Here is a 12344-nt window from a genome sequence, read left to right on the forward strand (position 1 = left end):
CCTTGGACCGGGTATGCCCCACCCCACGTACAGTCCCCATGAAGCCCGGTCGCGCCCCTCTCCTAGCCCTGGCACGCCTGCTCACGCTGGCGGCGAGCCTGCATGCCGGCCTGGCTCTGGCCGATGAATACACAGACGTCAGCCAGATGCTGCGCGCCGGTCGACTGGCCGAGGCCCTGGCACGGGTCGACCGCCACCTGGCCAGCAAGCCGCGCGACCCGCAGATGCGCTATTTCAAGGGTGTGATCCAGCGTGAATCGGGCCAATCGGCCGAGGCGCTGGCCACCTTCACCAAGCTGACCGAGGACTACCCGGAGTTGCCCGAACCCTACAACAGCCTGGCCGTCATCCACGCCGCGCAAGGCGACTTCGACAAGGCACGCGTCGCCCTGGAAATGGCCCTCCGTGCCAACCCGACTTATGCGACCGCGCACGAGAACCTGGGCGACCTCCATGCGCGGCTCGCCCGCCAGGCCTACTGCAAGGCCCTGCAGCTCGATGCCAGCAACAGCGGCCTGCAGTCCAAGCTGACGGCCTTGGGCGCCAGCTGTCCGTGATGGCCATCGTTCGGGTGCGACCAAGCCCCTTGCCTCCCGTCTTTTGCCGGGACCTGTCCCCCTACAATGACTTCCGTTCATGAAGCAAGGCCGCCTCTCTTCCTTTCTCTCGCTGCTGCCGGTTCGCCTGCTGGCCCTGGCCGCCTGCCTGACCCTGAATGCCGCCCATGCCGACGAGTACAGCGACGTGGCCCAGCTGCTGCGCGAGGGCAAATGGTCCGAGGCCAAGGTCCGGGTGGAGCGCCACCTCGCCGCCAAGCCGCGCGACCCCCAGATGCGCCTGTTCAGGGGGGTGATCCAGCGTGAGACGGGCCGCCCGGCCGAGGCCATCGCCACCTTCACCCGCCTCAGCGAAGACCACCCCGAGCTGCCCGAGCCCTATAACAACCTGGCCGTCATCCACGCCGCCCAGGGTCAATACGACAAGGCCCGTATCGCTCTGGAAAAGGCCTTGCGCACCAACCCCAGCTACGCCACGGCACACGACAACCTGGCCGATGTCTATGCCCGCCTGGCCAGCCAGGCCTACAGCAAGGCGCTGCAGCTCGACGGCGCCCCCCAGCAAGCTGCCACCCCCGCCCGCCTGGCCCTGATCCGCGAACTCTCCACCCCCCCGGCAACCAGGCGCGCCCGGTGCTGGCCGCAGCATCCAGCGCACCGGCCGCCAAGCCTGCCGCGCCGATGCCGACACCCGCCAAGCCGGTCATCGTGGCCGCCGCACCGGCCCCGTCCAAGCCCGCCGTCGCCGTGCCCCCCGTGACGCCGCCACCCCCGGCCGTCATCGCCGATGGCAGCCGTGAGGTGGAACTGGCCGTGCGCGCCTGGGCCCGCGCCTGGTCCGAAAAGAACATGGCGCAGTACCTGGCGGCCTACGACAAGAACTTCGAAACACCGGGCCAGCAAAGCCGTAGCGCCTGGGAACAGGACCGCAGGCTGCGCATCGTGGGCAAATCGCGCATCTCCGTCGACCTGCTGGAACTGCAAGTCAGCGCCAAGGGTAACCGTGCCGTGGCAAAATTCCGCCAGGACTACAAGGCTGACGCCCTGGCCATCCTGAGCCGCAAGACACTGGAGCTGGTCAAGACGGGGGATCGCTGGCTGATCGTCAAGGAATCCAGCGGCGGCTGAGAACCTGGCGTGCAGGCCTTGCGTCACTGCGCTGGACACATTCCGTATCGACATGAAACTAGGTTCTCGCCCTCTGCTGCTGCTCCTGGGTACCACCATCGTCCTCGTGGCGCTTGCCAGCGACCGTGGCGACCAGCCGCGTGGCGAGACCGTGGCGATGGTCGCTCCGCAGATGCCGATGCAAGCAGCGCTCGTGCAGTCACCTGCGCTTGCGGCTGGGGCTCCTCAGGTCAATGGGGCTGCCGAGGCACGCCTGATCGAGGTTTATCGCCTGACCGGCGAGGGCCGCACACGCGAGGCGCTGCAGCGGGCCGAAACCCTGGTGCGCGACTTCCCCCATTTCCAGCTGGCCCAGCTGGTCTATGGCGACCTGCTGACCACCCAGGTCCGTCCGGTGCGCGATTTCGGCGACGTGCCGCCGGCGCTGGCCACGGGCAACGCCGGCACCATCCTGGGCGAGTTGCGCCACGAATCGCAGATGCGCCTCAAGGCCCTGCGTGAACGCCCGCCGGTCGGCGCCATCCCCTCGCAGTTCCTGGCACTGTCGCCACGCAACCGCCACGCCATCGCCATCGACGCCTCGCGCTCGCGCCTGTACCTGTTCGAGAACACACCGCAGCAGCTCAGGCTGGTGGCCGACTTCTACATCTCGGTCGGCAAATCGGGGATCGAAAAAATGGTCGAGGGCGATGCACGCACGCCGCTGGGCGTGTATTTCATCGTCAGCAACCTCGACCCGAAATCCCTCAGCGACTTCTACGGCTCCGGGGCGCTGCCCATCAACTACCCCAACGTGCTCGACAGCAAGCGCGGCAAGACCGGCCGTGGCATCTGGCTGCACGGCACGCCACCCAACCAGTTTTCCCGCGCCCCTCTGGCCTCCGACGGCTGCGTGGTCCTGTCCAACCCCGACCTGGCGTTTCTCAGCCGCACGGTCGAGATCCGTACCACGCCGGTCGTCATCTCGCCGCGGCTGGAGTGGGTCGCGCCCCACAGCGTTCAGGCCCAGCGCAAGCCCTTTGAAGACGCGCTGGCTGCCTGGCGCAGCGCCAAGTCGCGCGGTGACGTGGACCAGCTGCTGCGCTTCTACACCCCCGATTTCAACAGCTACGGCAAGTCGCTGGCCGAGTGGGTTCCGGCCCTGCGCAGCGAAGTCGACAAGGCACGCGGCAAGCCCATCCAGCTCAAGGACCTGTCCTATCTTCGCTGGACCGATGCCACCGACACCATGGTCGTGACCTTCGGCGAAGTGGCCGACGGCGAGCGCAGCGGGCCGACCAAACGCCAGTACTGGGTGCGCCAGGGCAGCGAATGGAAAATTTTCTTTGAAGGAATCATTGGATGAGTCTGTCTCTCTACTCCGGGCTGCGTCGCGGCCTGCTGCTGGCCGGCGCCTGCCTGCTGTTCACCGGTGCCGTGCAGGCACAGGCCAAATCGCCGCGTGTCAAGCTGGCCACCAGCGCTGGTGACATCGTGATCGAACTGGAGGCCGCCAAGGCCCCCAAGACCGTCGAGAACTTCCTGGCCTACGTGCGCAAGGGCCACTACCAGGGCACGGTTTTCCACCGGGTCATCCCGGGTTTCATGATCCAGGGCGGCGGCTTTGATGCTGCCATGGCGCAGAAGCCCACCGAGAAACCGATCGAAAACGAAGCCAACAATGGCCTGAAGAACGACAAATACACGCTCGCCATGGCGCGCACGCCGCATCCGCATTCGGCTTCCGCGCAGTTCTTCATCAACGTCGCTGACAACGCCTTCCTCAACCACACGGCGCCCACCCAGCAAGGCTGGGGCTATGCCGTGTTCGGCAAGGTCGTCGAAGGCATGGAAATCGTCGACAAGATCAGCGCCGTGCCCACCGGCGACAAAGGGATGCACCAGAACGTGCCCCAGACCCCCATCACCATCAACGCGGCCACCGTGCTGCCCTGAGAAAGCCACCATGAGCAATCCCCACGTCGAACTCCACATCACCGGCCTCGGCACCATCAAGATCGAACTCGACGCTGCCAAGGCACCGAACAGCGTGGCCAACTTCCTGGCCTACGTGAACAAGGGCCACTATGACGGCACCGTCTTCCACCGCGTCATCCCCGGCTTCATGATCCAGGGCGGCGGCTTCGAAGCCGGCATGAACCAGAAACCCACCGACAAGCCCATCAACAATGAGGCCAACAACGGCCTGAAGAACGACAAGTACACCCTGGCCATGGCACGCACGAACGACCCGCACTCGGCCACGGCACAGTTCTTCATCAACATCGCCGACAACGGCTTCCTGAACCACACCGCTCCCTCGGCCCAGGGCTGGGGCTACGCCGTGTTTGGCAAGGTCGTGGCCGGCACCGACGTGGTGGACAAGATCGCCGCCGTGAAAACCGGCCAGAAGGGTTTCCACGGCGATGTGCCCAAGGAGGACGTGGTGATCGAAAAGGCCGTGGCGCTCTGACCTGTCCGCCCATGCCATCGACCGCCCCCCGGTTCGCCGAGCTGCATGCCCCGGCGCACTGGCGGGTGGTCGATTTCATTTCCGACCTGCACCTGCAGGCGACTGAACCTCGTACCGCCCTGGCCTGGGAGCGCTATATGGCGCGGACCCAGGCCGATGCGGTTTTCATCCTGGGCGATCTGTTCGAAGTGTGGGTCGGTGATGACGGGCTGCAGGCCAGGGACGAAGAGGCCCGCTTCGAGCAACACTGCGTCGAGGTGATGAAAGCAACCGCCAGCCGATGCGCCGTGCACTTCATGCATGGCAACCGCGATTTCCTGCTCGGGTCCGCCGGCGCCCGCGCCGCCGGCTGCACCCTGCTGGACGATCCTTGCGTGCTGGTGTTTGGCGGACAGCGCTGGCTGCTGACCCACGGTGATGCGCTGTGCCTGGACGATGCCGACTACCTGCGCTTCCGCGCCCAGGTACGCACCGCCGACTGGCAGCAGGCCTTCCTGGCCAGGCCGCTGGCCGAACGCCGGGCCATCGCACGCGGCCTGCGCCAGCAAAGTGAGGACCGCAAGCAAAGCGGCATGGCCTACGCCGACGTCGATGCCACGATGACGCGCGACTGGCTGCGGACCGCCAGCGCGGACACCATGATCCATGGACACACGCACCAGCCGGCCGATCATGATCTGGGACAAGGCCAGCTTCGCCATGTGCTCAGCGACTGGGACGCTGCCGCCCGGCCGCCACGCGCCGAAGTGCTGCGTCTGCAACGGTCCGATCAGACGGGTGCCGTCCGGGTTCTGCGCCTGCCTGCCAGCGACGTCACCTGAGCATGTGGGCCTGGCTTGCCCGCTTCCGCAGGCGTGAGCGCCGGCCACGCCAGCATCTCCCTGACGCCCTCTGGCAGCAGACCCTGGCGGACTGCCATTTCCTGCAGGCGTGCTCTGCCCCCGAACTGACCAGGCTGCGCGAACTCAGCGCCCTCTTCCTCGAAGACAAGGAATTTCATGGTGCCCAGGGCCTGGTGATCACCGATGCCATGGCGCTCACCATCGCCGCGCAAGCCTGCCTGCCGGTGCTGCACTTCGGCCCCGGGGACCAGCCGCTGCGCAGCTACGACGACTTCGTCGGCATCGTCGTGCACCCCGACGAAGTCGTGGCGCAGCGCGAGGTGGTGGACGAACACGGGGTGGTGCACCAGTATGAAGAAACCCTGGCGGGTGAAGCCATGCATCAGGGGCCGGTGATGCTGAGCTGGCGCGACGTGACATCGGCGTCCAGCGAGAGCGGCTACAACGTGGTGATCCACGAGTTCGTCCACAAGCTGGATTTGCGGGACGGCCAGGCTGACGGCTGCCCGCCCCTGCCGACGGGTTTCATGGGCCTGCCGACGGCCCGTGCGGCGCGCAGCCACTGGCTGAGCACACTGCAGCCAGCTTACGACGCATTCAGAGAGGCCGTCATCAAGGCCGAGCGCTTCGGCACAGAACCCACCTGGCTCGATCCCTATGGCGCCGAAGCCATCGACGAATTCTTCGCCGTGACCAGCGAAGCCTATTTTGTCAACCGCGAACGCTTCGGGCGTGAATTCGGTACCCTGCTGCCGCTCTTCGACGCTTATTACCGGCCCGGACACTGAGCGTCGGGCCCCGGCCCTTCGTCAGCGCTTGAGCAAGGCCTTGAGCGCCTGCTGCAGGCGACGTGCCTGGCCGGCGTCATAAGCAGCCGCCAGCACACGCGCCACATCCTGCCCCCAGGTCTGCGCCGGGGCCGGATCATTGCGTCGCGTCAGCAGTTGCAGCTGCAGCGCGCGACGCGCGTCCAGCTGCTCGGCCGGCGTCGGCACCTCGGCGGCGATCTCCAGGCGCAGCAGGGTGTCGTCCGCCGTGGCCGAGGGTGCGGCCGCCAGGGCCTGGGTCCACAAGCTGCGCACCGCCGGCGTCACACGCCCGCCGATCTCGGCGGCCGTGGGCAGCCTGCCTGCATCGCGCTGCTCCCAGGCCGCCAGCAATTGCGTCAGCGCCTCGCCATGGGCCTGCACCGCCAGCTTCTTCAGGACGGCCTGCGCATGGTCCAGCGCATCGCGCTGGGCGCGGAAGGCGGCATCGCCCAGGCGCGGGCCCTCGCGCTCACGCCCGAAATCGCGGCCTTCGCGCTCGGGCCGGCGTTCGTCGCGGCGCGGTGCATCGCGCCGCTCCCCGGGTCGGGCCCGCCCGGCCGGGGCGGCCGGCTCGCTGCGCTTCATGCCCGGTCGGTCATCGCCACGGACCGCCACCACGGGCTTGCGCGGCTGCGCCGGCGTCGCGACCGGCGCCGCTTCATCGCTTGCTGCCGCAAGCTGCTCCGGCGCGGCGGGCGCGGGTACCGCCGGCGCCTGCCCGGCCCCCTTGAGCACGGCCTCCAATGCGCTCATAGCGGCACGGATGGCCTGTGCGTCACCGCTGGCATTGGCCGCATCCAGCGCCTGGGACGCCTGCAACACCGCCTTGTCGTGCTCGCTCATGGCGGCACTCGCCTGTTCGCGGGACGCACTCTTGCGCGCAAAGGCTTCGTCGATCGGCTTGCGGAAGGCGTCCCAGAGCTTCTGCTCCTGGCGCCGATCCAGGGGAACGGCATGGGCCTCGGCCTGCCAGCGCTGCTGCAAGGCCTTGACGGCATCGATGCGCAAGACGGGCGCCCCCCCCAATGCTGTGGCCTCCTCGATCATGGCCTGTCGGCTCTGCAGGCTGAGTTTCTGGGCTACCTCCAGCGGAGCGGCGGCGGCCTGCATCGCGGCCTTCCACTGCGGCTGCATCTCGGCAAACGCTTTTTCACTCAGATGCCCGGCCTCACGCCAGCGCTCGGCAAACTGGTGCAAGTCGCGGTTGATCGCTTTCAGGTCTGCGCCTGAAGCCGTCGCATGGGCAGCCGTCCAGGCCTTGAGTTCCTCGATCAGGGCCAGACGCTTGGCCCGATGTTCGGCCGATTCGGCCCGGACCTTCTCCAGCCAGGCCTCGACCACCTTGTAAGCCTGGTTGCAGGCCTCGTCAAAGCGCTTCCAGAGGGCATGGTTGGGTACGCCCCCCTGGTCGGTCTGTTTCCAGAGCTCGCGCAGTTCGCGTAGCGATTCCTGCATCTTGCGCCCGCCCAGGGCCTGACCTTCCGGCCGCTTGAGCAGCGCCTCGGCCTTGGCCACCAGTTCCTCGCGCAACTGGTCGGCACGCCAGCGCTGCCAGCCTTCCAGTTCACCGGCGGCAGCCAGCGCCGCATGGGCCTGGCGATCCAGCTGACTATCTATATGACGGCCATGTTCCTTGAGGGCCAGGCGCAGCGCATTGGCAGCTCCGGTGCTGGCCTTGCCGTGGCCCTGCGCCACTTCGGCCTCCAGCCGGCCCAGCACCTCGCGCACGGCCGTCGTGGCATGGGCCCGGGTTTCAGGGTCCACCCTGGGCTTGGAAGGCGACGGCGCAGCCTCGACCGGCAAGCCGCGCGCCCTGCGCAACTCATCGGCCCAGACCGGGACCTGGGGCAAGGGCGCCGCCGGATCGGCCGCCGCCGCTCGCGCCTGGGCCAGGGCGGCGCTGAACGCCTCCCAGACCAAGGACAGCTGGGCGCGCGAGGCCTCCAATTGCGGGGCAAAGCGAAGGTCGATGCTGCTCCAATGCGGGTCTCCCGGCAGGGCAGCGGCTTCTGCCTGCCAGCGGCTCACATCGCCGGCCAGGCTCTCGAAGGCTGTCTGCGCATCCAGCCAGGACTTGGTGGACAGCACCTCGATGCGCTGGGCCAGCAGTACGGCGGCCTCACGCTGCACCTGGGCGCGGTGCTGTACATCTTCTATGGCCTTGACGCGATCAGCCAAGCGGGTCTTCAGGGTGGCCAGCGGCTCCCGGCTCAAGGGGGCCCCAGCCTTGGCTGCATCGCGCTGCCAGGCCATGGCATCAGCCACATTCAGCTTGGCTGCATCCAGCAAGGCCTGGGCCTTCTGTGCCCAGTCAGCTGCCATGCCTTCCTGCTCACGCAGGCGCTTGAACTCGTCCAGCTTTTCGCGCAGGAGCTTGGCGGCCCCCTTGTCCTTGACACTCAGTTCGCGATAAACCTGTTGCATCTGCTCCACAGCAGGCGCGGTCTGCAACCAGGCGCGGACACAAGCGGCACGCTCGCCGGCCGTATGCGCAGAGAAGGCGCCACCCGTCAGTTCGTCCAGGGCTTGGGTATCGATGCGTTGGGAAGATGGGGTCGAAGGGGACACGTCGCGAACTCGGCTGGCAAATAAAAGGCTGATTGTCGCCGTCATTTACACCGATCTTGCGGATTTTTGGCGCAGCGCCGTAAACGCGGAGAAGAACCGGAACAAAAAGAAAGCCCGGCCGGGTGGCACATGACCAGCCCGCCGGGCCTGACGGCGAGCTGAAAGCCCATGCCGTCTGGGTATCGCAAAGGGGAGAGTCGGGTCCCGCAATGCGAAGGAGGCAAGAGATTGCCCCCATGATTGCCAGTTTGGCGCTGGCACCTGCACCCTGAAGGTGTGTGCCGGCTACTTCCAGCAGAAATGCCTGATGTGACAGGCTGATTCAGTCTAGCCTTGCTGCCGCTGGATTCAAATCAGCGTCTCAATGAAACCCGTGCCTTTGATTGAGGCCGGATGCGTCGATTCGAGGCGCCATGAAACAAACAGGGATGGCACTGTTACAAAATACAGTAGAGCTAAGGCTGAGTTTGACATTGATTTTGTAAGTCATTGATTTATATAAATATTTTTATGACAACATCACTTCCGTCGGCACTCATAATTCTTATTGGTGATGTTAAATTGATTTGATATTATTGACTGGTTATATGACGGGTCTTACAATTCGTTTCACCCTGAATCAGGGATTACCCCAAGCCGCTGCCGACCCCGGCTACATCGGATCACCTGCAGGCAACACGTCGCCAGGCCGGTCTAGATGGCGTACCAACCCAGACGTGCTGACTGCGGTCTGGTTCTGTGAACAAGTCACAGCCCCAGACCCGGCGCCACGCGAGATGAGGAAGTGCTATGACAGCGTTTCAAGAAATGGGCCAGAGCCTGCGATCCGTCGCAAGCCAGATTTCCCAAGTCTTCTTCGCCACCATCCACAACAGCTTTGCGCTGCTGGGGCTGGCCGTATTGTTTGCCACCATCACCCTGGTGGCCCGACCTGACCTGCGACAAGCCGGCGAAGCCCAGCTGATGGGCTGGCTGCAAGGCCGTCAAATCGAAACGGTAGGCATCGAAGCCGAACCGGTGGCCGTGGAGCGCGCCACGGCAGCCCACCCCCACCAATTGCCCAAGCAGCAAGCTGCGGTAGCCTACTGGCTGAGCAAGAAGTACCGCGTCGCTCCGGAGCCGTTGTCGGCACTGGTCGTCGAAGCCTATGAAGTGGGTCGCCGCACCGACATCGATCCGTTGCTGCTGCTGTCAGTCATGGCCATCGAATCCAGCTTCAACCCTTTCGCCCAGAGTCCGGTCGGAGCCCAGGGTTTGATGCAAGTGATGACCCGGGTACATAGCGACAAATACGAAGCCTTCGGCGGCAAGCTGGCCGCCTTCGACCCGGTCGCCAACCTGCGCGTCGGTGCTCTGGTGCTGCAGGAATACATCCGGCGCACCGGAACGGTAGAAGGTGGCTTGCGCTACTACGTGGGCGCCGCCAACCTGCCCGACGATGGCGGTTATGCCGCCAAGGTACTGGCCGAGCACGCCCGCTTGGTCCAAGTGGCCTCGGGACGGGCTGTACCGACCCAGACCGCCCAGCCCATCCCGGTGACAGCCCCGGCCAAGCCGGCCCCCGCTGAGACCCTGGTGCTGCTCAACTCCTGAATTTGCGCCCGCCAGGCCGGGCGGGCCAGCACTCTCCGCTACACTAGCCGGGCACGCAACTGGCGATAGGTACGCCTGAGCCTTCGGGCCGGGTGTTGCTGACGTGGACAGACCACCGGGAAACGTGCCACGGGTCAGCGCCGCACAAGGCCAGCCGTCCTGTGTTCAGCCGTTCGCCTGGGCAGCCCCCGCCTTCCGGGGGACCCCTGTTTTTTCCGACTGCCATGTACAACCGCAACATCCTCGTCGAACAAACCGATCCCGAACTCTGGGCCGCCATCCAGGCCGAGAACGCCCGCCAGGAACACCATATCGAGCTGATCGCCAGCGAGAACTACGCCTCGCCCGCCGTCATGGCTGCCCAGGGCACCCAGCTCACCAACAAATATGCCGAGGGTTACCCCGGCAAGCGTTACTACGGTGGCTGCGAGCATGTGGACGTGGCCGAGCAACTGGCCATCGACCGCGTCAAGGCCATCTTCGGCGCAGATGCCGCCAACGTGCAGCCGCATTGCGGCGCCTCGGCCAACGAAGCCGTTTTCCTGGCCTTCCTCAAGCCCGGCGACACCATCATGGGCATGAGCCTGGCCGAAGGCGGTCACCTGACCCACGGCATGGCGCTCAATATGAGCGGCAAATGGTTCAACGTCGTGTCCTATGGCCTGAACGCCAAGGAAGAGATTGACTACGAGGCCATGGAGCGCAAGGCCCACGAATCCAAGCCCAAGCTGATCATCGCCGGTGCGTCGGCCTACAGCCTGCACATCGACTTCGCGCGCTTCGCCAAGGTGGCGAAAGACGTGGGCGCCATCTTCATGGTGGACATGGCGCACTACGCCGGCCTGATCGCCGCCGGCGTCTACCCCAACCCGGTGCCGCACGCCGACGTGGTGACCTCCACCACGCACAAAAGCCTGCGCGGCCCGCGCGGCGGCATCATCCTGATGAAGGCCCAGCACGAGAAAGCCATCAACAGCGCCATCTTCCCCGGCCTGCAGGGCGGCCCGCTGATGCACGTGATTGCAGCCAAGGCCGTGGCCTTCAAGGAAGCCATGGACCCGGGCTTCAAGACCTACCAGCAGCAGGTCGTGAAAAACGCCCAGATCGTGGCCGAGACGCTGACGAAACGCGGGCTGCGCATCGTCAGCGGCGGCACGCAGAGCCACGTCATGCTGGTCGACCTGCGCTCCAAGGGTATCACTGGCAAGGAAGCCGAGGCCGTGCTGGGCGCCGCCCACATGACCATCAACAAGAACGCCATCCCCAACGACCCCGAGAAGCCCATGGTCACCAGCGGTGTGCGCGTCGGCACCCCAGCCATGACCACCCGAGGTTTCAAGGACGAAGAAGCGCGCATGACGGCCAACCTGATCGCCGACGTGCTGGACAATCCGCGTGACGAAGCCAACATCGCCGCCGTGCGCGCCAAGGTCAATGCCCTGACGGCCCGCTTTCCGGTGTACAAGTAAGCCCGATCAATGAAATGCCCGTTCTGCGGAAACTCTGAAACCCAGGTCGTCGAGACCCGGATTTCAGAGGACGGGGATTTCATCCGCAGGCGCCGTCAATGTGGCGCCTGCGAAAAACGCTTCACCACCTACGAGCGGCCGGACGTCAATTTCCCGAACATCGTCAAGAAAGACGGCCGGCGCATCGAGTACGAGCGCGGCAAGCTCATCGCCTCCATGAAGCTGGCCCTGCGCAAGCGTCCGGTCAGCACCGAGCAGATCGACAGCGCGATCGAACGCATCGAGGAAAAACTGCTCAACCTCGGCCTGCGCGAGGTGCCCTCCAACCGCATCGGCGAGTTGGTGATGCGTGAACTTAAAAAACTCGACAAGATCGCCTACGTGCGTTTTGCCAGCGTCTACCGCAGCTTCGAGGACATCGACGAATTCAAGACGCTGGTGGATGAGGTCAGGCGCTGATTAGCGCCTGACTTACCTCACTTCCAGCAGTCCTGGACCGTGGGCCCTGTTGCGCTCCGGCCTTTGACCCCGGTGTTCGTCAGCGTCAGGTTGCCGCACTTGTCCTCTCCCAACAGGGTTGCTGTGAGTGTGTACGAATTCAAAGTTGCCGCCACGCTCAGCGTGTAACGCGGCGCACTCGCCGGGATATTCTGGAGCCTGGCTGGCAGGGCCGGACTGGTTGCGCCCGCCGCATCGGATGTGTAACGACTGTTGGCCGCGTAATAGCGCTCCATGAACTGTTGCGCCTCCAGCAAGGCCGTCCTGGCTTCGGAACGGTAACCCCGCTTCACGTATTCCACGTAGTTCGGGTAGACCACGGCGGACAGGATCCCGACGATGGCAACCACAATCATCACCTCGATCAAGGTGAAACCCGACTGGATGCGGGACCTGCCGCCGCGTTCTTCGTTCATGAATTTGAGCAT

The 12344-nt window shown here is 65.4% G+C and carries 13 protein-coding genes and 1 riboswitch; of the genes, 11 read left to right on the forward strand and 2 right to left on the reverse strand.

The annotated features are described in order from the left end of the window. Positions 1 to 38: 38 nt before the first annotated feature. The 8 genes from HTY51_RS09755 to HTY51_RS09785 all read left to right on the forward strand — a co-directional run bounded on the left by HTY51_RS09755 (position 39) and on the right by HTY51_RS09785 (position 5767). Positions 39 to 557 (forward strand): tetratricopeptide repeat protein, encoded by a 519-nt coding sequence (locus HTY51_RS09755; protein WP_174252559.1) that lies wholly within the window; start codon positions 39 to 41, stop codon positions 555 to 557. A gap of 79 nt (positions 558 to 636) precedes the next feature. After that, the gene (locus tag HTY51_RS18615) at positions 637 to 1317 is read left to right on the forward strand and encodes a M48 family metallopeptidase (protein ID WP_254606849.1); all 681 of its coding nucleotides are present in this window, start codon (positions 637 to 639) and stop codon (positions 1315 to 1317) included. After that, the gene (locus HTY51_RS18620) at positions 1239 to 1685 is read left to right on the forward strand and encodes a nuclear transport factor 2 family protein (RefSeq protein ID WP_254606850.1); all 447 of its coding nucleotides are present in this window, start codon (positions 1239 to 1241) and stop codon (positions 1683 to 1685) included. The genes HTY51_RS18615 and HTY51_RS18620 overlap by 79 nt, the downstream gene beginning before the upstream one ends. Before the next feature lie 178 nt (positions 1686 to 1863). After that, entirely contained in the window at positions 1864 to 3030 is a 1167-nt protein-coding gene (locus HTY51_RS09765; RefSeq protein WP_371733871.1) for a L,D-transpeptidase family protein, read from the forward strand. After that, a complete protein-coding gene (locus HTY51_RS09770; protein ID WP_174252560.1) occupies positions 3027 to 3620 on the forward strand; it encodes a peptidylprolyl isomerase in 594 nt (197 codons plus the stop codon). Before HTY51_RS09765 ends, HTY51_RS09770 begins: the two co-directional genes overlap by 4 nt. Before the next feature lie 10 nt (positions 3621 to 3630). Continuing rightward, a complete protein-coding gene (locus tag HTY51_RS09775; protein WP_174252561.1) occupies positions 3631 to 4137 on the forward strand; it encodes a peptidylprolyl isomerase in 507 nt (168 codons plus the stop codon). An 11-nt stretch (positions 4138 to 4148) separates the two neighbouring features. Further along, complete coding sequence (locus HTY51_RS09780; protein ID WP_174252562.1) at positions 4149 to 4958, forward strand: UDP-2,3-diacylglucosamine diphosphatase; 810 nt, start codon at positions 4149 to 4151, stop codon at positions 4956 to 4958. Positions 4959 to 4960: 2 nt separating this feature from the next. Next, on the forward strand, positions 4961 to 5767 hold the full coding sequence (locus tag HTY51_RS09785) for a zinc-dependent peptidase (RefSeq protein ID WP_174252563.1): 807 nt from the start codon (positions 4961 to 4963) through the stop codon (positions 5765 to 5767). Positions 5768 to 5788: 21 nt separating this feature from the next. Here the strand turns inward: HTY51_RS09785 and HTY51_RS09790 are convergent, their stop codons facing one another. After that, positions 5789 to 8401, reverse strand: coding sequence for a DUF349 domain-containing protein (locus HTY51_RS09790; protein WP_174252564.1), 2613 nt, complete (start codon positions 8399 to 8401; stop codon positions 5789 to 5791). 744 nt (positions 8402 to 9145) lie between these two features. On the opposite strand from HTY51_RS09790, the gene HTY51_RS09795 reads away from it, so the two are divergent. From HTY51_RS09795 to nrdR, 3 genes are all read left to right on the forward strand, one after another. Then, complete coding sequence (locus tag HTY51_RS09795; protein ID WP_174252565.1) at positions 9146 to 9949, forward strand: lytic transglycosylase domain-containing protein; 804 nt, start codon at positions 9146 to 9148, stop codon at positions 9947 to 9949. A 45-nt stretch (positions 9950 to 9994) separates the two neighbouring features. Further along, positions 9995 to 10139, forward strand: a riboswitch (ZMP/ZTP riboswitch). Between the two features lie 34 nt (positions 10140 to 10173). Continuing rightward, complete coding sequence (gene glyA / locus HTY51_RS09800; protein WP_174252566.1) at positions 10174 to 11418, forward strand: serine hydroxymethyltransferase; 1245 nt, start codon at positions 10174 to 10176, stop codon at positions 11416 to 11418. 9 nt (positions 11419 to 11427) lie between these two features. Next, positions 11428 to 11877, forward strand: a complete 450-nt coding sequence (gene nrdR, locus HTY51_RS09805) for a transcriptional regulator NrdR (RefSeq protein WP_174252567.1) — start codon at positions 11428 to 11430, stop codon at positions 11875 to 11877. 17 nt (positions 11878 to 11894) lie between these two features. Here the strand turns inward: nrdR and HTY51_RS09810 are convergent, their stop codons facing one another. Then, entirely contained in the window at positions 11895 to 12344 is a 450-nt protein-coding gene (locus HTY51_RS09810; protein ID WP_305791367.1) for a type IV pilin protein, read from the reverse strand.

Source organism: Rhodoferax sp. BAB1, from assembly GCF_013334205.1.
Lineage (GTDB): Bacteria > Pseudomonadota > Gammaproteobacteria > Burkholderiales > Burkholderiaceae_C > Hylemonella.